14 protein-coding genes and 1 CRISPR repeat array are annotated in these 26343 nt (G+C 51.2%); of the genes, 5 read left to right on the top strand and 9 right to left on the bottom strand.

What is annotated here, in order from left to right; all coding sequences use genetic code 11:
• Positions 1-169 precede the first annotated feature (169 nt).
• Together BGK46_RS16720 and BGK46_RS16715 are read left to right on the top strand one after the other, a co-directional pair.
• A complete protein-coding gene (locus BGK46_RS16720) occupies positions 170-709 on the top strand; it encodes an NUDIX hydrolase (RefSeq protein ID WP_069591215.1) in 540 nt (179 codons plus the stop codon).
• A gap of 17 nt (positions 710-726) precedes the next feature.
• Complete coding sequence (locus BGK46_RS16715) at positions 727-942, top strand: DUF3820 family protein (RefSeq protein ID WP_069591214.1); 216 nt, start codon at positions 727-729, stop codon at positions 940-942.
• A 55-nt stretch (positions 943-997) separates the two neighbouring features.
• Positions 998-12845: direct repeats of the CRISPR family, unit length 32 nt; unit sequence GTTTCAATCCACGCGCCTGCGGGAGGCGCGAC.
• Positions 12846-13020: 175 nt separating this feature from the next.
• Here the strand turns inward: BGK46_RS16715 and cas2 are convergent.
• From cas2 to BGK46_RS16675, 8 genes are all read right to left on the bottom strand, one after another.
• Positions 13021-13314: a CRISPR-associated endonuclease Cas2 gene (gene cas2 / locus BGK46_RS16710; RefSeq protein ID WP_069591212.1), complete on the bottom strand. Its 294-nt coding sequence runs from the start codon at positions 13312-13314 to the stop codon at positions 13021-13023.
• A 12-nt stretch (positions 13315-13326) separates the two neighbouring features.
• Entirely contained in the window at positions 13327-14358 is a 1032-nt protein-coding gene (gene cas1c / locus BGK46_RS16705; protein WP_069591210.1) for a type I-C CRISPR-associated endonuclease Cas1c, read from the bottom strand.
• Positions 14355-14978 (bottom strand): CRISPR-associated protein Cas4, encoded by a 624-nt coding sequence (cas4, locus tag BGK46_RS16700; protein WP_069591208.1) that lies wholly within the window; start codon positions 14976-14978, stop codon positions 14355-14357. The genes cas1c and cas4 overlap by 4 nt, the downstream gene beginning before the upstream one ends.
• Positions 14978-15847, bottom strand: coding sequence for a type I-C CRISPR-associated protein Cas7/Csd2 (gene cas7c / locus BGK46_RS16695; protein WP_069591206.1), 870 nt, complete (start codon positions 15845-15847; stop codon positions 14978-14980). The genes cas4 and cas7c overlap by 1 nt, the downstream gene beginning before the upstream one ends.
• A 13-nt stretch (positions 15848-15860) precedes the next feature.
• Positions 15861-17831 (bottom strand): type I-C CRISPR-associated protein Cas8c/Csd1, encoded by a 1971-nt coding sequence (cas8c, locus tag BGK46_RS16690; RefSeq protein ID WP_069591204.1) that lies wholly within the window; start codon positions 17829-17831, stop codon positions 15861-15863.
• A complete protein-coding gene (cas5c, locus tag BGK46_RS16685) occupies positions 17828-18532 on the bottom strand; it encodes a type I-C CRISPR-associated protein Cas5c (RefSeq protein ID WP_069591202.1) in 705 nt (234 codons plus the stop codon). Before cas5c ends, cas8c begins: the two co-directional genes overlap by 4 nt.
• A 31-nt stretch (positions 18533-18563) precedes the next feature.
• Positions 18564-21038 (bottom strand): CRISPR-associated helicase/endonuclease Cas3, encoded by a 2475-nt coding sequence (locus tag BGK46_RS16680; protein WP_069591219.1) that lies wholly within the window; start codon positions 21036-21038, stop codon positions 18564-18566.
• Positions 21039-21383: 345 nt separating this feature from the next.
• Positions 21384-21899: a hypothetical protein gene (locus BGK46_RS16675; RefSeq protein WP_069591200.1), complete on the bottom strand. Its 516-nt coding sequence runs from the start codon at positions 21897-21899 to the stop codon at positions 21384-21386.
• 208 nt (positions 21900-22107) lie between these two features.
• Between BGK46_RS16675 and BGK46_RS16670 the strand changes: the two genes are divergently transcribed.
• Positions 22108-23808 carry an SgrR family transcriptional regulator gene (locus BGK46_RS16670; RefSeq protein WP_069591198.1) on the top strand — a complete coding sequence of 567 codons (1701 nt, stop codon included), beginning with the start codon at positions 22108-22110 and terminating at the stop codon, positions 23806-23808.
• A 3-nt stretch (positions 23809-23811) separates the two neighbouring features.
• Here BGK46_RS16670 and BGK46_RS16665 read toward each other — a convergent pair whose 3' ends face one another.
• On the bottom strand, positions 23812-24450 hold the full coding sequence (locus BGK46_RS16665; RefSeq protein WP_069591196.1) for a hypothetical protein: 639 nt from the start codon (positions 24448-24450) through the stop codon (positions 23812-23814).
• 365 nt (positions 24451-24815) lie between these two features.
• On the opposite strand from BGK46_RS16665, the gene BGK46_RS16660 reads away from it, so the two are divergent.
• Positions 24816-25244: a hypothetical protein gene (locus BGK46_RS16660; protein ID WP_069591194.1), complete on the top strand. Its 429-nt coding sequence runs from the start codon at positions 24816-24818 to the stop codon at positions 25242-25244.
• Between the two features lie 22 nt (positions 25245-25266).
• Positions 25267-26277 (top strand): L,D-transpeptidase family protein, encoded by a 1011-nt coding sequence (locus BGK46_RS16655; protein WP_371440510.1) that lies wholly within the window; start codon positions 25267-25269, stop codon positions 26275-26277.
• Positions 26278-26343: the final 66 nt, after the last annotated feature.

Below are 26343 nucleotides of genomic sequence, written 5' to 3'. Positions count from 1 at the left end.
GGGGGTGGCCGGCTTGATTGCTCGACCAAGAAAATGTCTTGGTTTTAGGCAGCCTAGCGTTATCTTTAACAAGTTATGTCAGGCTGCAGACGAGAGTGTTGCACTTCGCAGTTGAATCCGCGGGTGTGTTATACTCGCGCGCTTTGCTTTCGTATTGCCTGAGTTCTTTATGCAGATTATCGCCCAACACACCGATGAGCGCGTGTTACCGCTCGACAACAAAACCATTATCACACGCCATGCGGCCCGCGCAATTGCGCTGCAAGGGGATGAGATCCTTTTGATGTACACCGCACGCTATGATGATTATTCGTTACCCGGTGGCGGTATTGACGAGGGTGAAACCGCAGAGCAGGGGATGATCCGCGAGCTACAAGAAGAAACGGGTGCACAACATATTCGTGATATTCGCCCGTTTGGCTGCTTTGAAGAATATCGCCCTTGGTATCGTGACGGTGCCGATGTGATGCACATGTTTTCTTACTGCTTCTACTGCCAAGTCGATCGAGAGCTTGGTACTCCCACGTTTGAGCACTATGAAATCCATAACGGCATGCGGCCTGTGTGGGTGAATTTGTCTCACGCGATCGCGCACAACAAAGCGGTGATGGCAAACAGTGACAAAGCCGGGCAATCGCTGGTACGTGAAACCATGTTGCTCGAAATGATTGCTCAGCAGCGTGAGAACACCCAACAAGCCACGGCGTAATCGACAAGGAATGCTTCATGGACAAAGCGCAACTGATTAAATTGGCCAATATGCGCATGCCGTTTGGCAAGTACGCAGGCCGTGTATTGATTGATCTGCCTGAAGAATACTTACTGTGGTTTCAAAACAAAGCAGAATTCCCCGACGGCGAGCTCGGGGAGCTGATGCAATTGTGCTTAGCATTAAAAGTTGAAGGCTTAGAGAGCGTGGTTAAGCCTTTGAAGCGGGTGTAGCTTAGCCTTTGCCAGATTCGACTCGTCCTCATAGCTTTTTCTTCGTCATAATGCGGTTTCAATCCACGCGCCTGCGGGAGGCGCGACTTTTTGCGAACAGCTCGCAAGCCTTTCGAAGTAGTTTCAATCCACGCGCCTGCGGGAGGCGCGACGGTTTCATTGATGCACCTGACATCCTTGTTAGGGGTTTCAATCCACGCGCCTGCGGGAGGCGCGACACGCGATGAAACTGAATAAGAGCTCAATTGATACTGTTTCAATCCACGCGCCTGCGGGAGGCGCGACTTGCTGTACGGCGTCACGTAACAGTGTTTGTGCATGTTTCAATCCACGCGCCTGCGGGAGGCGCGACCTGCTGCTTAATCCGCCCCAATTTGCGCTCTAGGGTTTCAATCCACGCGCCTGCGGGAGGCGCGACCGAACCTTGCCCGCAATAATGCGGCAGTGTTCGGTTTCAATCCACGCGCCTGCGGGAGGCGCGACTTTTTTTTGGCAACGCGCTGAAATGGCCTCTCTGGTTTCAATCCACGCGCCTGCGGGAGGCGCGACCCGCATTATCGTTTGTCTGAGGTGCGTGGTCTTGGTTTCAATCCACGCGCCTGCGGGAGGCGCGACCAACTGACGCGCCGCCGGTGCGATTTATCGATCATGTTTCAATCCACGCGCCTGCGGGAGGCGCGACGTAGTGGCGTTTAAAGTTGGCGTGCAAGGTATCGTGTTTCAATCCACGCGCCTGCGGGAGGCGCGACATAAATCCGGTGTTCATTATTCACAAAGTCGAGAGTTTCAATCCACGCGCCTGCGGGAGGCGCGACGTAAATGCTGCGTCTCTTTCTAGTGATGATTGCGAGTTTCAATCCACGCGCCTGCGGGAGGCGCGACAGCTTGCTAAGCGAGCTGGTGTTTATCAAGGAAGTTTCAATCCACGCGCCTGCGGGAGGCGCGACAGTGAAACAGGAGCTTGCTGCAATGACAGACGAGTTTCAATCCACGCGCCTGCGGGAGGCGCGACTGTCAAAGGTAAAAAAGTGTATTTCTTTGCTAACTCGTTTCAATCCACGCGCCTGCGGGAGGCGCGACGTATGCTGAGATCCATACCGGCGCCAACTATTATGTTTCAATCCACGCGCCTGCGGGAGGCGCGACTGGGATCGATATGAATACCTGCAAATGCAATCAGGTTTCAATCCACGCGCCTGCGGGAGGCGCGACTCAGAGACTCACACACTGTCTGTTGTAGAAACGGTTTCAATCCACGCGCCTGCGGGAGGCGCGACCACGCCGGTGCCATTTCTGTCACCGGCAGGTCGAGTTTCAATCCACGCGCCTGCGGGAGGCGCGACATAAATCCGGTGTTCATTATTCACAAAGTCGAGAGTTTCAATCCACGCGCCTGCGGGAGGCGCGACGTAAATGCTGCGTCTCTTTCTAGTGATGATTGCGAGTTTCAATCCACGCGCCTGCGGGAGGCGCGACAGCTTGCTAAGCGAGCTGGTGTTTATCAAGGAAGTTTCAATCCACGCGCCTGCGGGAGGCGCGACAGTGAAACAGGAGCTTGCTGCAATGACAGACGAGTTTCAATCCACGCGCCTGCGGGAGGCGCGACGTATGCTGAGATCCATACCGGCGCCAACTATTATGTTTCAATCCACGCGCCTGCGGGAGGCGCGACCTGGGCTTGTGTACGGCTTGGCTGGAATGCGCGTGTTTCAATCCACGCGCCTGCGGGAGGCGCGACAACGGGAAAAAACCTTGTTGAGCCCGTTCACGCGGTTTCAATCCACGCGCCTGCGGGAGGCGCGACAAGTAAGCCGGTTCTGGTACGAGCACGAAGAATCAGTTTCAATCCACGCGCCTGCGGGAGGCGCGACGTTCTTTTGTGAGCTTTTTGGACTTTTTCACGATGGTTTCAATCCACGCGCCTGCGGGAGGCGCGACGAAGCTCAACCATCAGACCCACAAGATTCAAGCGTTTCAATCCACGCGCCTGCGGGAGGCGCGACCTCCGTCTGCTGAATTTCTAAACTTCGAAAAAGGTTTCAATCCACGCGCCTGCGGGAGGCGCGACTGCCGCATAGGCAGCTTAGAAAACAGCTATGATGGTTTCAATCCACGCGCCTGCGGGAGGCGCGACAGTCTTGGACTTCATTCTGGGGCGCTATGGGTGGGTTTCAATCCACGCGCCTGCGGGAGGCGCGACTTACACTGTGAGTGTAAAGAGGGCTTTGTTAGTGGTTTCAATCCACGCGCCTGCGGGAGGCGCGACAATGCTGATTATTGGCCTTATTGGCGGCAGCGAAGTTTCAATCCACGCGCCTGCGGGAGGCGCGACCCGCATGATAACTGCACGTCGTTTGTGATTGCCAAGTTTCAATCCACGCGCCTGCGGGAGGCGCGACCATTATCAACGTTGCTCCTTGCACCACCAGGAACAGGTTTCAATCCACGCGCCTGCGGGAGGCGCGACTACGCGCATCCGATGTACAAGCCATCGCTTGTAGTTTCAATCCACGCGCCTGCGGGAGGCGCGACGCGAATCAGCAGTTCCAAGTGATGCAAGAGTCGATGTTTCAATCCACGCGCCTGCGGGAGGCGCGACGTACGTGCTCAAAGAAGCCGAGCAAGGCGAGGAAATGTTTCAATCCACGCGCCTGCGGGAGGCGCGACAAAAAACCGCACATGGCTGAGTCTGAGCGTGATGAGTTTCAATCCACGCGCCTGCGGGAGGCGCGACTTCCGTGAGGTGCTCCGCCGGGTGGGTGAGCTGGTTTCAATCCACGCGCCTGCGGGAGGCGCGACAAAGCAAGCCGAAGCCTTAGCCAAAAAGCACATTGTTTCAATCCACGCGCCTGCGGGAGGCGCGACGATCAAAATGTCGTCTATCGTGTGCTCGAAGAAAAGTTTCAATCCACGCGCCTGCGGGAGGCGCGACATGCCGCAAAGGCGCTTTGTGAAAATAAGGGCGCGTTTCAATCCACGCGCCTGCGGGAGGCGCGACTGATTGAGTTGTATGGACTGCGCTCGGGATAATCGTTTCAATCCACGCGCCTGCGGGAGGCGCGACCCTTGCTTTGTTTTCATGCCAAGATCGCAAAACGGTTTCAATCCACGCGCCTGCGGGAGGCGCGACTAACGATATGGTCAAAGACGCGCCGGAATGGCCAGTTTCAATCCACGCGCCTGCGGGAGGCGCGACGTCTAATAGGCTTGAACATATGAGCATCATCACTGTTTCAATCCACGCGCCTGCGGGAGGCGCGACTCAGGTCATGGAGCAGGAAAACAAATAGGCCGGTGTTTCAATCCACGCGCCTGCGGGAGGCGCGACATAAATCCGGTGTTCATTATTCACAAAGTCGAGAGTTTCAATCCACGCGCCTGCGGGAGGCGCGACCTGGCATGGTATCGAGATCGCGCATTAGCAGATAGTTTCAATCCACGCGCCTGCGGGAGGCGCGACTTGAAATGTCAATAATGATTGATGACGTTAATCCAGTTTCAATCCACGCGCCTGCGGGAGGCGCGACTTTTCAGACACTGAGCAAAAGGATCTACGACATGGTTTCAATCCACGCGCCTGCGGGAGGCGCGACGCGATCAAAAAAACAGCGCGAAATAAGAATAAGGTTTCAATCCACGCGCCTGCGGGAGGCGCGACCGCAGCATCACGCAAAAGGACACTGGTGGCCTGAAGTTTCAATCCACGCGCCTGCGGGAGGCGCGACAGCGAAGGACGGGGCTTTGGCACGATGTACTCAGTTTCAATCCACGCGCCTGCGGGAGGCGCGACACCTAAATTACCGAGAGGTGAAGTAGCATCAGTGGTTTCAATCCACGCGCCTGCGGGAGGCGCGACGACGTTATTTTTCTGATGCTGACTTCTCTAATATGTTTCAATCCACGCGCCTGCGGGAGGCGCGACTTTTACACATATTCGACCGTGATGCCGACAAGAAGTTTCAATCCACGCGCCTGCGGGAGGCGCGACTGGGTCGCTAGAACGGAACTTGCCAGTAATAAGGGTTTCAATCCACGCGCCTGCGGGAGGCGCGACACAGGGGCGCAGATAGAACTCAAGCGTTTATCAGGTTTCAATCCACGCGCCTGCGGGAGGCGCGACTAGAGCAGAAACGCCGTCAAACTCCACAGAAGGAGGTTTCAATCCACGCGCCTGCGGGAGGCGCGACGGTAACGACCATGCGCACAAACGAAACACTAGATAGTTTCAATCCACGCGCCTGCGGGAGGCGCGACTAACCAAGCGTTAGCAGAAATTGTCAGCGAAGTTGTTTCAATCCACGCGCCTGCGGGAGGCGCGACGTGTTTCGCGTTGGATTTACAGTTTTTGAATTTTGTTTCAATCCACGCGCCTGCGGGAGGCGCGACTGGAAAGTCGCTGAAAAAACACAACACCCCACTAGTTTCAATCCACGCGCCTGCGGGAGGCGCGACAGTTTTTTGGGGCTGTCACCACCACGTAGTTCTTGTTTCAATCCACGCGCCTGCGGGAGGCGCGACGGCGATTTTTATGGCATGACCATGCGCTCGATGGTTTCAATCCACGCGCCTGCGGGAGGCGCGACTTGCGAACTATTGCATGACTTGTTCACTTTGAGGTGTTTCAATCCACGCGCCTGCGGGAGGCGCGACACGAGGGACCGATGTATGACTCTGGTCCCAAGGGTGTTTCAATCCACGCGCCTGCGGGAGGCGCGACTACCAGCCAGATTATCGTGATTGATTAGGAAACAGTTTCAATCCACGCGCCTGCGGGAGGCGCGACCCACTGCGCGGTGGCGTCCTCGATGCATAGCGAGTTTCAATCCACGCGCCTGCGGGAGGCGCGACACGCTGGCTTGCGTAGATGCTTTTTAGTGAAAGAGTTTCAATCCACGCGCCTGCGGGAGGCGCGACGCATTAATAAAAGCGGCAATCGTAGATGTCGGAGTTTCAATCCACGCGCCTGCGGGAGGCGCGACGAAACCGACTAATAAATCTTGGTACACGCTCAAGTTTCAATCCACGCGCCTGCGGGAGGCGCGACAAAACATCTTCTCAAATCACTATAAAAACAAAGAGGTTTCAATCCACGCGCCTGCGGGAGGCGCGACAACCGCCGGTGCTAGCTTTGGTCCAGCTCTTCATGGTTTCAATCCACGCGCCTGCGGGAGGCGCGACTGTTGCCCCCGCTGCACGCATGCAATCCCAGAGACGTTTCAATCCACGCGCCTGCGGGAGGCGCGACCGGCAAAAGCGAAGCGGACGTGCTGGCCGCAATGGTTTCAATCCACGCGCCTGCGGGAGGCGCGACCTCTGGCCAATGGTACTGTGCCTCGCGGTAATACGTTTCAATCCACGCGCCTGCGGGAGGCGCGACGCCAGCGAACGAGCCGGCGCCAACGCCTGAGCCCGTTTCAATCCACGCGCCTGCGGGAGGCGCGACGATGTGGCCTTGCGCCGCTATGATCTCATTCTGGTTTCAATCCACGCGCCTGCGGGAGGCGCGACCAAAACCAAGTGGAGAGCTGTCAAGGGCAAAAGCGGTTTCAATCCACGCGCCTGCGGGAGGCGCGACCAGGATTCTGAAGGGGTATTGAATGACCGAGCTAGTTTCAATCCACGCGCCTGCGGGAGGCGCGACACTGCGACAAGCGCCTATGCGCCCAGATAGACGAGTTTCAATCCACGCGCCTGCGGGAGGCGCGACCTCTTGGCCAAGTTCGCCTGATGATGGGTTGAAGTTTCAATCCACGCGCCTGCGGGAGGCGCGACGGGATCGCTATGAATATCTGCAAATGCAATCAGGTTTCAATCCACGCGCCTGCGGGAGGCGCGACGGGATCGCTATGAATATCTGCAAATGCAATCAGGTTTCAATCCACGCGCCTGCGGGAGGCGCGACAGAAACTTTTGGTTCACCTACTGGGTACATAAATGTTTCAATCCACGCGCCTGCGGGAGGCGCGACTCAACAGGATCAGCAACCAAGCCGATGAGCAAAAGTTTCAATCCACGCGCCTGCGGGAGGCGCGACCTAGGATTCGGGAATCTTCCCGAATGGATTCGGTAGTTTCAATCCACGCGCCTGCGGGAGGCGCGACTCAGAAAGATGGCAAGCCGACGTCGGTCACAGAGTTTCAATCCACGCGCCTGCGGGAGGCGCGACAGGAGCATCTGGCTGTATGGAAAGCCTGGCGCGAGTTTCAATCCACGCGCCTGCGGGAGGCGCGACAAGCATTGATCGCATCAGTCGTCTACCGTTATCCGTTTCAATCCACGCGCCTGCGGGAGGCGCGACAACACTGGACGATTCATTTCGCATGTCGGGCTCGTTTCAATCCACGCGCCTGCGGGAGGCGCGACTTGCAGCAAAACGCCAACCAGCGCGCCAAGCTGGTTTCAATCCACGCGCCTGCGGGAGGCGCGACGCAAAGCCGGTTCGTGGGGCGAAACGGTGCGCGTGTTTCAATCCACGCGCCTGCGGGAGGCGCGACGCAAGCGGTTGTCGAGCTGTCAATTGCGGTGGGGGTTTCAATCCACGCGCCTGCGGGAGGCGCGACATCAGGTTGCAGCGGTGATAGATGGCTTAATCGAAGTTTCAATCCACGCGCCTGCGGGAGGCGCGACTTATCGCACTGTTGACATGATGCAAAAGGTAGAAGTTTCAATCCACGCGCCTGCGGGAGGCGCGACGCTCAACACGCACAATGCGGCGCGTTTCATCTTGGTTTCAATCCACGCGCCTGCGGGAGGCGCGACATTTAAAAGAAAAGCCCAGCAACTATCGAGTCGAGTTTCAATCCACGCGCCTGCGGGAGGCGCGACGCCATCCTGCGATCGTCCCAAGCTCACAATAGAAGTTTCAATCCACGCGCCTGCGGGAGGCGCGACTGTATATCGAGTGGCAGTTTGAACTTGAGTCTGGTTTCAATCCACGCGCCTGCGGGAGGCGCGACTGTAGGGCGTTTGTGTGGTTCAGGTGATTAAAAAGTTTCAATCCACGCGCCTGCGGGAGGCGCGACAACTCGCATTGGTGCATACTCAGCTTCAATCAAGGTTTCAATCCACGCGCCTGCGGGAGGCGCGACAAGATTACCGAGTTTTAATTTACCGCATTTACCGGTTTCAATCCACGCGCCTGCGGGAGGCGCGACCCCCGTCATCCTTGTTGTGATAACCAGTTACGAAAGGTTTCAATCCACGCGCCTGCGGGAGGCGCGACGTCAGTACCCATTTGCATTTGAACAACGGTATCTTGTTTCAATCCACGCGCCTGCGGGAGGCGCGACTGTAATAGACGCGACCATAATGGTCCATCGCCGGTTTCAATCCACGCGCCTGCGGGAGGCGCGACTGACTATAATGAGTTGTTAGAACTCGAAATCATGGTTTCAATCCACGCGCCTGCGGGAGGCGCGACTAGTTTAGCGTCACCGTCTTTAAAGTTTGGCGGGTTTCAATCCACGCGCCTGCGGGAGGCGCGACGTCCGTGTTTATCACCATATTCTCCACAGTGAAAGTTTCAATCCACGCGCCTGCGGGAGGCGCGACCCAATAAATCCAACGGCGTACCCGATGGCTGGGTGGTTTCAATCCACGCGCCTGCGGGAGGCGCGACGCGGCTCATTAATCAGTGCGTGTGCGATGGCCCAGTTTCAATCCACGCGCCTGCGGGAGGCGCGACGATAATCCACCTGCCTTGGCGGAGTGAAAAATATGTTTCAATCCACGCGCCTGCGGGAGGCGCGACCCGCCATCGAGATGGACCGCGCACTGGGTGAAGTGTTTCAATCCACGCGCCTGCGGGAGGCGCGACAGACATTAAAACGCAAATCGAACTGTTGGTTGAAGTTTCAATCCACGCGCCTGCGGGAGGCGCGACATGCAAATAACCTTGGATGTGGGTATCGCTAACAGTTTCAATCCACGCGCCTGCGGGAGGCGCGACGTTTAAGGCCTTTGTTGAAACGGGCGAAATTCCAGTTTCAATCCACGCGCCTGCGGGAGGCGCGACAGTAGTCATAACAATATCCTTATTGCACTTCTGGTTTCAATCCACGCGCCTGCGGGAGGCGCGACATTTCCGAATCGTCGAATGCGCGCAATCAGCAGTGTTTCAATCCACGCGCCTGCGGGAGGCGCGACGACAACAAAGGGGATTGGATGGGGCTGGATGACGAGTTTCAATCCACGCGCCTGCGGGAGGCGCGACATTGCGTTACTGATTGCCTTTGTAGGAATCAGAGTTTCAATCCACGCGCCTGCGGGAGGCGCGACAAGGTGGTCTTATGACCGTGTGAACGGTCAAAAGTTTCAATCCACGCGCCTGCGGGAGGCGCGACTTAAAGATAGAAAGGATGTCGAAATTCAATACTCAGTTTCAATCCACGCGCCTGCGGGAGGCGCGACGTCCGTGTTTATCACCATATTCTCCACAGTGAAAGTTTCAATCCACGCGCCTGCGGGAGGCGCGACAAAAGAAAGTGATACGGTGACTCGCCACTCGGAGTTTCAATCCACGCGCCTGCGGGAGGCGCGACTGAAAAACGCCTATATACCGCCTGATGATCTAGATGTTTCAATCCACGCGCCTGCGGGAGGCGCGACCTGATGGATGGTGCGTTCGAGTGGGACGAGTGGGTTTCAATCCACGCGCCTGCGGGAGGCGCGACCCATTCGAATAGCGACTTTATCATTGGGTGCAAAGTTTCAATCCACGCGCCTGCGGGAGGCGCGACTCCTCGCATAGGTCGGGTAGAGCCATTTTTAGGATGTTTCAATCCACGCGCCTGCGGGAGGCGCGACCGTCCTTGTTAGAAGGGTCGGTGACGAATTCAAAGTTTCAATCCACGCGCCTGCGGGAGGCGCGACCCGGCATAGGTAAGGCTTGGTTCGAAAAATATAAGTTTCAATCCACGCGCCTGCGGGAGGCGCGACTCACGAGTATTGTTCTCAGAGTGTAGCTGTGCTTGTTTCAATCCACGCGCCTGCGGGAGGCGCGACTTAGAGCATCGCTACGGCAGAGCCGTACGTGCGGGTTTCAATCCACGCGCCTGCGGGAGGCGCGACCGTTCACTTCATCCATCACCAGTTTGCAAACTGGTTTCAATCCACGCGCCTGCGGGAGGCGCGACGGATCCCTGCATCGCCATACAGCTTTATGTATTGGTTTCAATCCACGCGCCTGCGGGAGGCGCGACGATCAAACAAAGTGCATCACCCTCTAGCCTCCTAGTTTCAATCCACGCGCCTGCGGGAGGCGCGACTACCGCGACGGAACAGGCCGCAACCTGCCCATGTGGTTTCAATCCACGCGCCTGCGGGAGGCGCGACGTGCGGCATCACCAAAGGTGAAATAATCGCGCAAGTTTCAATCCACGCGCCTGCGGGAGGCGCGACACGTGTTAAATGAGCTGTTAAAAATGACTGGTCTAGTTTCAATCCACGCGCCTGCGGGAGGCGCGACAAAGGCTTTATCAATTTGGCTGGCTTGGTACTGGTTTCAATCCACGCGCCTGCGGGAGGCGCGACGCGGGAGTTGATGCGCCGCCCTGAGTGTAAGCGAGTTTCAATCCACGCGCCTGCGGGAGGCGCGACGTTGGCCTACATTTGTGCCGTAGTATTTGATGAGGTTTCAATCCACGCGCCTGCGGGAGGCGCGACCTTGTAGCTGTCACCGGTTGCAGACCAGTCATGGTTTCAATCCACGCGCCTGCGGGAGGCGCGACTCAATTTCATCAACAAACACTAAATCCCAACTGGTTTCAATCCACGCGCCTGCGGGAGGCGCGACATTACCGCTACTTCGAGACATATGAAGAGTACCAGTTTCAATCCACGCGCCTGCGGGAGGCGCGACGTCGGCGAGGCGCTGCCTGCGCATCATCTAAGTGTTTCAATCCACGCGCCTGCGGGAGGCGCGACTTGCCATAAAGACCAATGACCCAGAGGCAATCATGGTTTCAATCCACGCGCCTGCGGGAGGCGCGACATTCAAACTGAGCAAAATCAGCTTAGACGTGCTTGTTTCAATCCACGCGCCTGCGGGAGGCGCGACAAAAGAAACAGGCGGAGATTGATGCGTTACGCGAGTTTCAATCCACGCGCCTGCGGGAGGCGCGACGATTGGCTCAGGCCGAATGGCCATCGATGGCTTGTTTCAATCCACGCGCCTGCGGGAGGCGCGACTTGGCAGCGGCAGTGATGCAGAACATGGCGCTGGTTTCAATCCACGCGCCTGCGGGAGGCGCGACGTCGAGCTAACGCGATTCCCGCGCGACTGGAAAGTTTCAATCCACGCGCCTGCGGGAGGCGCGACGAAGAGGTTCCGCCGTTGCGCCAGTTCCAGTTGGTTTCAATCCACGCGCCTGCGGGAGGCGCGACCTCGTCTTCACGCAGATAGGGCACGCCGTTGATGTGTTTCAATCCACGCGCCTGCGGGAGGCGCGACTAACTTGCCCTTTGACCTGATCAGCAGGCAACAATGTTTCAATCCACGCGCCTGCGGGAGGCGCGACGGCGTACTATTGCCGCATATGGCATATACACCGGTTTCAATCCACGCGCCTGCGGGAGGCGCGACGCTACCGCTGCGCGAACCACCCCGCAGAAGCTAAGTTTCAATCCACGCGCCTGCGGGAGGCGCGACTTATTCTTTTTTCATACTCATAACGACACGGCCAAGTTTCAATCCACGCGCCTGCGGGAGGCGCGACCGGAACGTCGCCGCCGATCCGGTGAATCACTTTGTTTCAATCCACGCGCCTGCGGGAGGCGCGACACGAGTCGGCATCAGGCTTTGTTGAGATTGATGAGTTTCAATCCACGCGCCTGCGGGAGGCGCGACATCTTTGCCAACGACCAAACTAACACCACGAAAAAGTTTCAATCCACGCGCCTGCGGGAGGCGCGACAACCAACTTTAGCATCACCGCGCGTCCTGAGCTCGTTTCAATCCACGCGCCTGCGGGAGGCGCGACCTCAAACAGACCATTAACCATCCCGCCCGGTGAATCAAGTTTCAATCCACGCGCCTGCGGGAGGCGCGACGGTGCGTAGCAAAAACTCTAGTAAGGAGTAGCGGTTTCAATCCACGCGCCTGCGGGAGGCGCGACGCAGCAAAACGCAAATCAGCAAATGACGTTGCAAGTTTCAATCCACGCGCCTGCGGGAGGCGCGACCGCGTTACTTCCTCAATTAGACCGAGCGAATGCTCGTTTCAATCCACGCGCCTGCGGGAGGCGCGACGTAAAAGCCACCGCCAAGCGGCCAGTGGCATACGTGTTTCAATCCACGCGCCTGCGGGAGGCGCGACAAAGAAACAGGCGGAGATTGATGCGTTACGCGAGTTTCAATCCACGCGCCTGCGGGAGGCGCGACCAGCTCGATGGCTAAATCTGCGGTTTGCCAATCGTTTCAATCCACGCGCCTGCGGGAGGCGCGACTCATTAGCCACGTCAATTAATCCGTTTGCAGATGTTTCAATCCACGCGCCTGCGGGAGGCGCGACCAAGCGGTAATGGATACCGAAGCAGCCGTGTTCGTTTCAATCCACGCGCCTGCGGGAGGCGCGACGTTCCCGGCTTCGTCTTACTTGATTGATTCGATAGTTTCAATCCACGCGCCTGCGGGAGGCGCGACTTTTGCCGGATGGTCTGACGCAAGACGAATACATGTTTCAATCCACGCGCCTGCGGGAGGCGCGATCTCGTTGACTTGGCGCTGATGCGCCTCAATCAAGTTTCAATCCACGCGCCTGCGGGAGGCGCGACCACAGTGCGGCCTAATGCATCAGTCTGATAAACAGTTTCAATCCACGCGCCTGCGGGAGGCGCGACCACGATCAAAAAGTCATAGGTACCGGCAGTGCTGGTTTCAATCCACGCGCCTGCGGGAGGCGCGACCGCCCATTCTTCAGGGCAGGTGTAACCTAACACAATGTAGCGTTTTTCGCTAACCTTGTGCAGTTGAACACTACAAATTTGTTTTAATTTATAAAAATAAAATTTTTCCATATTTTTAAAGAGCTTATACGATCGCTAGATCTCCAGTGTTTTGATGAGAACTCAGGCCTAGCGATTATAAAATAAGCGTATCTTTGAATATGTCTATGGCGACTTTAGCACCGTGATGCTCGACTTTGTTATGCCAATTTTTGCCGAGCTTGTAAAAGCGCAAACTGTCTACCTCAGAGTCATAAATAGCCAAAAGTTTATCTTTAAACGTTAACCATTGTGCTGCATCTACGTCACATTCAAATACAGAGTATTGCACTCTCACTCCATAGTCTAAGCATACTTTCGCCAACTGTCTGAGGCGTCTTTTGCCATCATCACTGTCAAAGGATACATCATAAGTCACCAACACCATCATTACGCAAACTCCTTATTTTTTTATCACAAAAGGTGGATAATGAGCTAGATCTCCTCGTAAATGACGTGCTAGGAGCATGGCTTGAATATGCGGTAATAAACCAATTTGAACCTTTTCTTTTAAAAAAGGGTGCATGATTTCTTCTTGTTTTTTTGCTTGATAAGCCTGGAAAATTAATTTTCGTGCTTCTTCTTTTATGGTTACGCCACCGAGACAATCTGTCTTAAAGTCGTTAGTCGTGAGGGTTTTATTGTTAAAGAGTTTTAAGGCAATGCTATCAACAATATAGGCTCTAAACTCTTCTAAAATATCGAGCGCTAAACTATTCCTTCCAGGCCTTTCTTTGTGTAAGAAACCAACTTGCGGGTCTAATCCTACACCTTGTAATGCACCACTGATCTCTTGTCCTAACACCGAGTAAAGTAGTGAAATGACGCTGTTGACTGGATCTTTAGGTGGCCTTCGAGTGCGTTTGTTAAACAGTTGTCTTTTATCGTTGCCTTTAAACATGTCTGCAAAAGCAGAGAAATAGTGTGATGCGGCTTCACCTTCTAGCCCTAAAATTGTATCGTAGTCGCTAACGCCTTTTAGCTGTTCAATAATTTGCTTTAAACGATCAATTGCTTTTTCTAATGGTAATGTAGCGTTGTGGTTGCGTCTAAAACGTAAAAGCAACATACGAGATGAGCGTATTTTTGCGGCAACAATATGCTTGGCAATCTCGTCTGCATGTTGCTCTTTAACATTAAACTGCTGTCTGCGTAGCAAGATATTACCCGTTTGCTTACCAACAATATTTGCTAGAAAGCGTCCATGCATATCAAAAAACGCTAGATGTGTTCCATTTTCGCCACAAAATCCAAGTAACTGCGGTGAAACCATAATATTTCCAAAACAAAATATACTACCAATAGAATGAATAGGGATCTGCATCAGCTTTTGTTTTTCACCATCCTCTTTTTTTTCTATTAATAAGGTTTCGCGTTGCTTATGCAAATAGGCGCCGTCTTTGGTGATATAAAGTGCATTTTGCAGTTTTTTCATTCATCCTCCGACTTGAATAATCTAGCTACATAATCGCCTGAGCCATCATTATGGGTTAGATCTGGCTGACATATCTCAATCAAAGAACATGCCTTGCAGTGTTTACCTTTCGTTGGCGGAGGTGTTTTTCTGGTTTTAAATAACTGTTGTACTCGCGCTATTAAGGCTTTAGTTTTTGATCTTAGTTGGTGATCGATTTCAATGTCAGTGCGTTTGCGTGTTTGCCAATACCAAAGTGCACCATGAGTGACTGTCACGGATAGCATTTCTTCAATACACAAGGCTTGTGCGCACAGCTGTACCTTATCGATATCACTAATCTTTGGTTTCCCTCGTTTATACTCAACTGGAACGAATTGGTCTGTTTGTCTATGGTGCTCGAGTAAATCTAACTTACCCGTTAGGCCTAATCGTGGCGCAGTCACAACTACGCCACGCTCAAAGCGAACACCTTTACGAGTTTCTGGTTCGCCACTATCAACGCGCTCATGTAACTGCTGTCCGTGTGCCGTTAGGTAGTTTTCTTGCCACACACGCTCTAAGTGGATCAGCGCACATTGGCGCTGACAAAAAGCAAAGTGTTGTAGAGCGGATATGTTGATGAGGCGAACGTCAATCATTAGAATCCTTCGATAACTTCGGGCTCTAAACCTTGTAAAGCGCTTAATAGCGAATCATTTAGCGCGGCAGTTTCAAGCGGTAAACCTTGTTCAATGTGCGCTTTTAGCGTTTGATGCACTTTTGCCGATGAATACTGGCCAGACTTAGAGGCATGCTTCCACCATACAAGGTGGGAAATATCCATAGAACCCTCGGGGCGAGCGGATGATGCATCACCTTCAAACAGCTTTACTAATACAGCCTTGATTTTTTCTGCATCTGTGTCACTGAAGCCTGTTTTTTCAGCCAACTGAGGAGTCATTGCACCGAAGGCTACGTAGGTTGCTTTATCTACACGGTGCTTCATACCCATGGTGTCTGATGACTTTTTAGTTCCGTCGCCTTCACCGCTTACACTCTTAGTGATTTGTGTGCTAGTAATACTCACAGGCTCGATACTAAACGCGCTTTGAATAGTGACAGGCCCACGGATTGGAATAGAAACACCATCAGCGCCCGCACCTTTAAACGCAAAAACTTGACCGAATGCACGTACATCTAGCCATTTCTCACAGCATAATTTTGCAGCCTGATTCGGCGTTGTTTTTTTACTGTTGAAGGTATCTTTACCTAAGCCGAACTCGTCTGATTCAGCGCGGTTTCGTAAACTGGTCATACCATCAGTTTTCTTTTCATCTGATTGAACAAAAATCGTTTCACCTGCCTCCTGTAAACGGTCACGTATTTTTCTTTTTAAGCAAACATCAGTAATTTCACCAAAGCCGTCGTAGTCTGTACGTGGGCGGTTGCCATTCAGTGGATCACCATTGGGGTTGGCATTTGAGACATTAAAGATTAAAGCAAAGTCGATTTTATTTTGTAAACTCATGATGATATCCCTTTTATTTAATTACTTCTTCCGAACTTTCTTTAGATTGTTCGTTGTTAACTTTATTAACCCATTGACCATTCTCTACTTTATGAGAGTCTAACCACATCATTTGGTTATGAAAACCTAGCAAAAACTCGGGGCTTAGCTTACCATTTGACTTAAAGTCAGTTGGATTAAACATGTCAGTTATTTCACTGATAAGTGCTTTAGTGGCTTTGTCATATCCTTGATAGTTGTTAAAAATTCGCTGTTGATAGGGTAACAATGCAGTGCTAATGCTTAACCATGTTGATGCTGGTCGATTAACAAATTGTGCCATAAAACGCTCTGCGGTAGTTAAACGGTTTGCTTCACTGCTAGAAAGTGCTATTTTTTCAACTTTGTTTGCCACTGCTAGTAAGCGACCAAACAAATAGTCGCGACTAGCGTTGTTTTTTTGCAATGCCATTGGATATTCCTTTTGAATAGTTGAATGGGGTGTTCGGATGTAAAATCCTTTTATTAGTGAGCAGGCAATACTTAAGTTTTGTAACCAAAGCCAAGTTTGATCGGACTTATAGGCAACACGATTAACTGCACGATGAAACGCGCTTTGCATTATATCTTGCGGAATAGGTCTGCCTTCAACGATACAAGGATATAAACGTGTGATAAGATTTTTCTTTAAGGTCTCGGCTGATTTAAGTACATCGCCGTACACACCATCCAGCACTCGGAATAAACTTGGCGCACTATAAACCCATTGCCATTTTTCGTTAATCTTAACTCTTTGCTGCCACCCTAGGTCAAGCTGCCATTGCTCTAATCGTGCTAAAAACTCTTTTGCTATGGTTTCACGATAATACAAAATACCCATTCGCCCCGGCGTTGCGGAATCTAGTCCTAGCAGTGCGATTTGTTCGTTATCATCCAGCTGGTTTTGGGCTTTAATGCCGTGAAAGTAACGCTTTAACTGATTGGCGTAAGCTCGACCTAGATCTTTTGTGTGATCAATGCTATCGGTTTCTGATAACAAACGTGCCAAGTCACTAAAATCTGGCTCGGTAGGTTTAGGCACGGTTTTACCTGATACTGCCCAAGCTAAATAAACTTGATCGCCATTTCTAAAAACACTTTGCTTAGTTAACAAACAACGCAGTGCATTGTGAGCTTTTTGTGTCACTTCAAAACTAATGTTACATGCTTCTTCATTGGATGAAAAACGACCTCTAAAGGTATAGCCACTTTTGTCATTGGCAGAGATCAATTTGGCTTTATCACCACTATGTCGTATTTTTGCTGGGTGGCTGCTAGCAGCAAACTTATCTTCACCCGTAGCGTAACACATGGCTATGCTATCACCATTTTGACTATCAAAAGCAATCCAGCTTTTTTGTATACTTGGATCAAGCCAAGTTTTCGATTGTGGGTCACCGGGGGTTTCTACGCTCCAACAAATTAAAGCCGAGCCTTGATCGAATGACCCTTTTTCTTTTGGTAGAGTTTTTAGTAATGTGGGTGGCGCTTGGTCATTGTCCCATTTAGTTAACAGTTTTCCATCTTGTTCATGTAGCACTTTCTCAGCGATTAAATCAGCGACGACTGTCCCTTTTTCTATATACTGGTAGATAGCGCGCACTGCTGGATGACTATGCTCTGAGTCACACCAAGCTTTTAATTGCGCTTGATACAATTCAAAGCCAGACTTTTTAAGTCCACCGAAAGCTGCATAGTCTTCCGCAACGTATTGGACTTTATCTGCTAATGCATGTGCGCATAAACCACTGCTACGCCCAGCTGACTGTTCAGTTGCAGGTAATACTACTTGTGTTTTTTCGAGCACTTCGGCACGAATAAACTCACCTTGATTGTTTATAACTACGTGTATATGTGCATTCTGCAGTGTGTGACAAATCGGCATTACTTGCTGTTCAAATGGCAAGGTGTTATTCAGTTTTTCAAGCTCATCATAGGTTTTATAGAGCGTCGTTAACCAAGTCATAACCAACTCTCCGTCTGTTCAACACCCTGCACATTTTGTTCAAGCTCAAAACGCTTTGGGTTCATTTTTCGCACATGACGCGTTACGGGACATGCTGTTACATGGGGGTATTCAATGACACCGTTCTTCATTACACCATGCCAGAATCGACTAATCAGTTCGTTGTTGCCTGTTTCATCTGGGTAACCAAAACTGTGGAACATTAAGCCAAAACCTAGCTCGTCTATATCGTCATAAGCGCCTTCTCCTTCACCAAAGACACAAGGTTCAACGTAACCTTGGCAATCGCGAGTCCCTAGAAAAATATCTTGACGCCCACCTTTTTCAAGCATGCGTTGAGCGATGGCGAAGTGCTTACCGTCAACGCGATCTTTTGCTAATTCAGGGCGATGTTCATTCCACTCAAAATGGGCTTCAATTTGGTATTCAACGTCATGCAAAAAGGTGTAATACGCCAAAGTATTACCTCCTCCCCAGTTTAACGGCTTCGTTCCCTTCGTTTGGGTACGCAGTGGTTTTATTACCCTGACTTTATCAACATGCCAAATAAGTGTTGGTTTCCAGTAGATGGATTTTAAAATCCCTTTGATCGCCTCGTAAGTAGGAATGTGATAAGTACACTTTTCACCTCCTACTCTAGTTATGGGGTCGGTAAATAAAGCATGCCTGCCCCATAATCTAAAACTAATACTGTTTTTCACATGGATCTCCTTGTTAAAAACATGACTGAATTTAAAAAATGAAATCTTGCTGAGTGTTTGTTACTTCTAAGCTCAAGCCAAACTCTTGGCTGTAAAATTCTTCACTTAAGTAAAAGACGGCTTCATCTTCCGCTATGGAGTACACCGCATGCTGATCGGTGAGTTTTTGCCATACATTCGGGAAAATATTCACACTGTACTTTTGTGCAGCTTTTAATAAACGGCGGTAACTTTGTGCATCAAAGCGCTTATCCAGCCCACATAACTGTGTGATGATGCTTTGCGCATCCTCATTAAATGGCACAATCACGGAATGCACAGGCGCATCAATGGCTTTAAACTGTTTCGCTGCCGTCATAAAAGATTGTTTTAAGGTAAACGTTGTTTTATTGATGTTTCTTTGATTAGAGCTCAATAAATTAAGTAAGCTTTGATCCTGATTGATAGGGTAGGCCATCTCTTTATGACGATCATAAAAGTAGTACTGAAAATACTGGCTCATTGCTTGTGGTTTCAGCAAATTTTCATCAGAAAACTCGGTGAATATGCGGTTTGTTGCAGCAATGCCTGTTTTTATATCGTGTAGCATGCCGACATTTTCTTCGGCAGGGTTAAGAACAAAAACATTCCCTTTTTCTTGCTTACCATTTCGGTTGCAGCGTCCTGCTGCTTGGGCGAGTGAGTCTAGACCCGCGACGAAGCGTATAACACTGCCAAAATCTACATCCACCCCCGCTTCAATAAGCTGGGTGCTGATACACAAAGTTTCCAGACCGTTGGACAAGCGCGCTCTCACTGCATCTAGAATTTGTTTACGATGAGCCGAACACATGCCTGTACTTAAGTGGAAGATTTTCGTGTCATCAATACCTTGACTTTGCAAAGCTTGAAATAATTTCTTTGCCCACGCTTTAGTGTTTACAATCACTAAACAACTTTGCACTGCTGATAATTGCTGTTGCACAAGTTCAGTGATTTCAGCCTCATTCCACCCCTCTTTTTTGGTGGCGTTATTTATTTTTACTCGTTCTAGCTGTTGATAAAGCGTTTCAATATTTGGGGTTAGTTCATTTTCTAGCGATAATTGTAATTCACCAAACTGCTTTATTTGTTCGGGTAATTGATTGAGTAAAGGTTGAGTCGCGGTACATATTACCGCCGTAGTGTTGCAGTAATGTGTTAAGTAGTTAATGGTATTGTTGAATAAATGAACGCAACGGATAGGGAGCGTTTGGATTTCGTCAAACACGAGTACCGCATGACTGAGTTGGTGCAAACGTCTTGCCCCACGCGTTCCGCTTGCGAATAGACTTTCCAGAAACTGTACCATGGTTGTTAAAACGATGGGTTTATCCCAATTTTCGCATGCCAGCTTTGAGCGCCATGTTTGTTGTTCTGGTTCTAAATTAGAATGATGTTCTAAAACCCACCCATCTGCGGTTTCATCGTCTAACACTTCACGAATAGCATTAGCATTTTGCTCAATGATTGAGGTGAAAGGTATGATGTAGATAATTCTATCAAGATTATGCTTTTTTGCGTGATGTAGGGCAAAGCGCAAACTTGCGTAAGTTTTACCGCCACCCGTGGGAACAGTCAAACTATAAATGCCCGTTTCACCTTGTGCGCGATTAAAACAGTTATCTGATATTTCGGCACGAATATGATCGATTGGATTGATTGGCTTAAAATTTGCGATAAAGCTTTCTATTTTATGGCAAGCAGACGACCAGTCAGGCTTGGAAAAACGCTCAGGTTTATTGAATGGCTGCTCAAAGTCGGCACTGTCAATTCGATCGGCATCAATTAGACAGCTGAATAGCATTTTGGTAAACATGCCAAGGTAGTAATCATGCTCAGTGGCTGATAGCTCAAACCTATCAACCATAATTTTAAGACTTTGACTACTTTGTAACAAAAACTCATAACTTGCGAGTGATTGCGCTTGCGAGATAAGGCTGGGATCAGCGTTTTTGCTGCATTCTTTTAAATGGCTTAATTCATCATTCTTTTTAATCCGGCTAGCAAAAACGTTATCATTTTCGGACAAACTATCAATCAAGCCGCTGTGATGCGAGGCAATACACATACTCAGTGCTTGCGCAATGGCGAGACCGTAAGGGATAAGCGTTTTATCTTGTTGTTGTAACTGACTTAAATGGGGTAATAGTGTATTAAAAACCCACTGTGCACCTGCACTAGAGTGATCAATTTTACCTTTTAGGCTTCTGCTCGTTGGGTTTTGAGCGTTACCGTCATCGTTATCTGGGTTACATCTCGTTTGTTCTGCGATAATCAGGCGCATGTACGCTTGAAACGTGCTGCTGTATTTACCAAAGTCATGCAGCAAGCCAATCAGTTGCCCTTGCTCGACAAAACCTATTTTTTCAGCAAGCTGGCCTGCTAGTTGGCTAACAGCTTGTAAGTGAGCATAAACGCTTTGGTGACTTCCGTGTTCAATGTCGGGGTGGGCGATATAATATTTAGTGGGGCATAAATCATCCATAAACATTGCTTCCGCTGCATAGTTTGTTCGATATATCCATGTTGAACCCATCTCTTAAACTGAGATTTGTGCTGACTTATATTTCGCATACACCTTAACTGGAGGGCGGTTATGATTTTTGGTGTATATAAATACACACAGTTTAATCAGTTGATTGTGCTGGTCAAGCGCGTAACTGATGAAATTAGAGCTCGGGCTGCATTCTGTCGTGACACCTAGCAGCCGATTATTGGCCGATCTTTTATGCGGACTTTTGTAATACACACTCACTGTCATAGCGTGTTTGTCGATAACTTTGTAATCAGGATAGTATGGTCAATCCCATTCAAGCAGCAGAGTTAAACGCTAACGCGCTATCACCCATTGGCGGTTGTCGTCAGTCGCCTCCATCATTGCGCGTAGAAGTTGTGCGCGGGCGTCTTCAGTGGGTGCAACTAGATCATAAATACCGCTGATTAGCTGGCCGTTTTCTTGGGTATCTACCCGCATGGCGGCGGCGCAGGTTTCGCCGTGTTGGGTGCCAATGCACAAAGAGACCGTGGCTTCGGCAATTTCTACGCCATCATGCAGGGCAAGCTGCGCGAAGTAAGCAAGCATGTCGGGGCGGGTATCGTCCGGCCACTGTGCCGCTTGTAGCTTGGCGTATTGCAGCATCAATGGATGGTTATCGACCCAATAAAGTGTCAAGGGTGCGTGGGCTGGGGCAGATGGCCGAGTCGCAGGAGTGGGTAACGTCTCTTCGGCATGGTAGCGCTCGAAACCGGCCAAGCTTTCAGCGGTTGGATATTGGGCTTGTTTAACATGGCAGGCCATCCAACGTTGCTTGACTTCAAAATGGGAAATAATTTCAGACGCGTCCATAAACACCACATGCGATAACAACAATCAACAGGCATCATAGCGGAGTGAGCAGAAATAACAATCGCTGCGCTACAGCACGCGAAAATAAAGCCTGCCAGAGATCACAGCCTCGATCTGATTGCGTTCAAACTGAGCAGACGGACTGTCCGTTGTCGCGTAAAATAGGAAGTATCAATAATAACTGATACTGCCTTTAGGTTCCCCTTTTATGTCTGGACAGCGGCTACGCGCACAATTTACCCGTCTTTATCATCACTTTAACGGGGAAGATTCGGATACCACGTTACAGGCGATTGCCGATATTTTGGTGTGTACGCGGCGTAATGCGCGGATGGTCCTAAATAAATTGGAGGAGCAACATTGGCTGACTTGGGCGCCATCCGTTGGGCGAGGCAAATTGTCACGGCTGACGTTTTTGCGTACCGAGTCAGCCCTGCGTGACGAGCAGGCGGCTCATTGGTTAGCGCAGGGCAAAATGGACCAAGCACTCGCCTGTTTGGATAACGATTCGACCAAGCTTGCGGCGTTGATCCAAAAGCAATTGGGGCCGAGCACCTTAAATGGTCGCCAGATTGTGCGCTTGCCGTATTATCGTCAGCTTGAAAGCCTTGATCCGCGTACCCCTCTGCGCCGTTCTGAAGAGCACTTGGTGGGGCAGATTTTTAACGGGCTGGTGAAATACCAAGAGGGTAATAAGCAAGTCTGTGCGGATTTAGCTCACCATTGGGAAGCGCTTAGCCATACCCATTGGCGCTTTTATCTGCGCCCCGGCGTGCGGTTTCATGATGGCCGTATGATGCGTGAAAACGATGTGGTGGCGAGTTTGTCTGCGCTATCGTCTCGACGGTTTTTTGCCCACATCGCTAAAGTGACATCACCTGCCGCACGGATCATTGATATAACGCTTTCGTCACCCGACCCGCGTTTTGATCATGCGTTAACCTTGCCTGAAGCGGTTATTTTACCCGCCGATTGCGATCAGCAAAAAGGGTTTGCAGATCAGCCAATTGGCACAGGCCCCTATCGTGTGGCTGAGCGTCAGGATCACCGCTTGGTGCTCCAAGCCTTTGATGATTACTTTGGCTATCGCGCGTTAACGGATGAAATCCAGTTGATGGTGTTTGATGAAGCGGCCATGTGTTATCTCACCCCGAGTACGGATCGTATGCCGGATTATGCGGTTAAGCCGCCAGCCGCGTTAAGCCAAAAGCTTGAAATGGACCAAGGGGCGGGGTATTTGATGCTCAATTGTCGTGATGGGTTGGCGAAAAGTGCGCGCTGGCGTGCTTACTTGCATGCCAAGTTGTCCTCCTTGCAATTGCTGCCGCGTTTAGCCGCGAACGGGATGGGTGAATACCGCTTGTTTAATGCATATGGCTTGATGCCCGGTTGGATCCATCACACCCAACCGGTATCGATGCCAGAGCTACCGGGCCCGACGCGATTGAGTGTGGCTTATTTGGCGGACCATCCTCTTTATCCGCTGATCGCAACTGCCATTGAAGCGCATTTGGCCGAAGAAGGCATTCAAGTGGAAACCATGGCGCTGTCGCCAGATGCGTATTTTGGCGGGAAATACAGCCGAAAAATCGACATCTGGTTAGGGGCGATCAGTTTTGGGATCCGCGGGGAAGAGGGATTATTTAATTGGTTGGGCAATCACGATCTTTTCTTGCATGCGTTCACCGACGAGTTGCTAAGTAAGGTTACCTATTACACTACCCGTTGGCGTGAGCAGGCTAAGCCAGATTGCGCTGAAGCCTTGGCGCGTGAGCTGGTTGCCCAGCAGGTGGTGCCGCTATTTCATATCTGGACGGGTGTGGTTGCCACGCCGGACTTGCAAGATGTGGCATCGAATGCGGTGGGTTGGTTCGATTTCCAATCGGTGTGGTATAAGCCAAGCGAGTAAGAGTTATTCGTCTACGCCGAGTGGAAAGGTGGCGGTGAGTAGTAGGTACTTATGCAACGGCAGGCCATCTTTTTTACGAAACAAAGGGTGGAAAATGCGATAGCGTCCGTCGGTCAGCCCCAATGGTTCGATGGTCTCGGCGAGGCTGGTGGTCGCACTGGTCAGTTTAATCCCTTGCGCGCGGTATGAGTCGGCATGAATCGGTTGATGGCCTAGCCACCAAGAAGGAATCGCTTTGCTGGCATTGGTTCTATCTATCCAGTGGTCGCTGACAATGATCACTCGCCCGGGCTCGGCCGGATTGGTAATACCGTGGTTGAGCAACCATGCAACATCGCGCACCAGTGCATCACGACAGGCCAAATTCCCACTGAGCAGACGGTGGGCAAGAATGTAAACCGCGGCGCCATCCAGTTGCAGTTGATAAACGGTTTGGCTGTGGGGACGACTGTCGTCAAGCAAGTGAAACTGAGCGGGGCGGTCGTGCGCTTCCAACACGCGCATTAAACGACGTGCTAGTGCTTTACCCATGTGTGGGTCACGCATCCCGCGGTTATGCACCGTGGGGTAATGATGTTCGCAAAGCTTGACGCAATCTTGTTGAAATTGTCGAAGCGCGAGCGAGACGAGATCATCTAACAAAAACGAGCCACTCCTACCAAAACACGACTGATTTATCGCACGTCATAAAGTATGCATTATATCACCAAAATCGCCCAATAAATCAGAGAGAAACGCCACTCTGTGCGCACTTTCTCATCACAAGTCGGTGTGATTGGGCGAAGTATGTCTAGTTCTGCCACTAAAAGAGATATCGGCAACGCAGGCGTCGGCTTAATAGTGGCGGCAGAGATTTGCCTCTATGTTTACCCGGTGAAAGACTAAAGCCATGATGCGTACACCAATGTTGGTCGAAGTATGACCGATTTCGGGCGTATTGAGGCTTATAAGTTGGAACGGTAATTGCAGTGCTTGGTGTCTCTGTGACATGAACTCGATGGATGATAATGAAAACAATAGCTTGGCTATGTGGTTCGGCATGTTTACTTGCCGCTTCGATTTCTTTTCCGGCTCGGGCAGCTGATGGCTTGGCGGCCGGCGTTTTTCTGGGATCGCCGATGTCCGGTGTGACCATCAAGCAAGACCAATTTAAAATTCAAGCTGGGATCGATAAGTTTGGGATTGCGATCGATGGGACGTGGAATTTAGGGGAATGGCTAGGCCGGATGGAATATGCGCCCATGTATATCTATGCTGGTGGTCAGTGGGTAGACGATTCTACCCATCAGTGGGGACCGAGAGCTGGGCTAGGGGTGACACTTCCCGTAGGCACCGGTGATGTAGAGTTGTTTGCGGAAGCCGGTACCACATGGTACTGGGAGGAGAAAGGCGATATTGAATTTGAAGGCGCAGCCGGCGCAAGGATGTATTTTTAAGCGGTTTTATCATGCGCTTTGGGTGCTTGCCATCGGTTGGGGACTGAGCGTTTCCCCTGCATGGGCGGTGAGCTATCCGTTACCTTTGGATGGCAGTCGGCTTGTCGGTTACGCCTCCATGCACGAGGTGCAAGAAGGCGAGCATCTTGAAGCCATTGCAAAACAGTATGATATCGGCTTTTTAGCATTATTGACGCTAAACCCCGGCGTAGATCCGTACTTGCCAGAGCCCGGTACGCTGATCAAGCTACCTCAGCAGCATCTGTTGCCTGACACTCCCTACGAAGGGATTGTGATCAACTTGGCGGAGCTCAGGCTCTATTATTATCCGCCCAAGCCTCAAGGAGAGAAGGACGCAACAGAGGAAGAGCGGCGGGTTCATGTTTTTCCGATTGGCATCGGACGAATTGGCCGTGAAACGCCCGTGATGCAAACTTACGTCAGCCAAAAGCGCCAAAACCCGACGTGGACGCCGCCGCAAAGCATTCGAGAGGAATATAAGCGGACACGCAATATTGTGTTGCCAGACGTGGTCCCTGCTGGTCCCGATAACCCGTTAGGACGCCATGCACTGCGGCTCGGCTATGGGAATGGCGAGTATTTAATTCATGGTACGAATAAGTCATTTGGTATTGGTTTACGCGTCAGTGCCGGCTGTATCCGGTTGCGGCCTGATGATGTGGCTTGGCTTTTTGAGGCGGTGGATGTCAACACGCCCGTGCGGATCATTGATACGGCAACCAAGGTCAGCATTGAACCAGATGGACGAATTATGGTGGAAGCTCATCGTCCACTGTCGCGTACGGAGAAAGAAACCCAGCAACGTATTTTCCTTCCCCCCGATCCTGCGATTATTGCCAAACTTGAGCGGATGGATATTTCCACGCGACGTTATCGTGCCGCACTGGCGGTGCAACAAGGGGTGCCAATTGAAGTGGCGGAGCTGAGCCCGTTGCAGTTGAAGGCGTGGCATACGCTCAATGAGCAAGGCCTGACAAACGCGTCTGATCTGGTGAGAGCGGATACCCCTTAGTGACAGAATGAGGTAATCACGAATAAACAAAAAACGGCGCGAAGGCGCCGTTTCAGACTGCTGACA

This window comes from Salinivibrio sp. SS2, assembly GCF_001722075.1.
Taxonomy (GTDB): Bacteria; Pseudomonadota; Gammaproteobacteria; order Enterobacterales; family Vibrionaceae; genus Salinivibrio; species Salinivibrio proteolyticus.
This window is presented reverse-complemented; position numbering and strand designations above follow the sequence as displayed.

Coding starts and splice junctions, on each gene's coding strand:
- BGK46_RS16720 (WP_069591215.1), top strand. CDS start 170: ATGCAGATTATCGCCCAACACACCGATGAGCGCGTGTTACCGCTCGAC.
- BGK46_RS16715 (WP_069591214.1), top strand. CDS start 727: ATGGACAAAGCGCAACTGATTAAATTGGCCAATATGCGCATGCCGTTT.
- cas2 (WP_069591212.1), bottom strand. CDS start 13,314: ATGATGGTGTTGGTGACTTATGATGTATCCTTTGACAGTGATGATGGC.
- cas1c (WP_069591210.1), bottom strand. CDS start 14,358: ATGAAAAAACTGCAAAATGCACTTTATATCACCAAAGACGGCGCCTAT.
- cas4 (WP_069591208.1), bottom strand. CDS start 14,978: ATGATTGACGTTCGCCTCATCAACATATCCGCTCTACAACACTTTGCT.
- cas7c (WP_069591206.1), bottom strand. CDS start 15,847: ATGAGTTTACAAAATAAAATCGACTTTGCTTTAATCTTTAATGTCTCA.
- cas8c (WP_069591204.1), bottom strand. CDS start 17,831: ATGACTTGGTTAACGACGCTCTATAAAACCTATGATGAGCTTGAAAAA.
- BGK46_RS16680 (WP_069591219.1), bottom strand. CDS start 21,038: ATGGATGATTTATGCCCCACTAAATATTATATCGCCCACCCCGACATT.
- BGK46_RS16675 (WP_069591200.1), bottom strand. CDS start 21,899: ATGGACGCGTCTGAAATTATTTCCCATTTTGAAGTCAAGCAACGTTGG.
- BGK46_RS16670 (WP_069591198.1), top strand. CDS start 22,108: ATGTCTGGACAGCGGCTACGCGCACAATTTACCCGTCTTTATCATCAC.
- BGK46_RS16660 (WP_069591194.1), top strand. CDS start 24,816: ATGAAAACAATAGCTTGGCTATGTGGTTCGGCATGTTTACTTGCCGCT.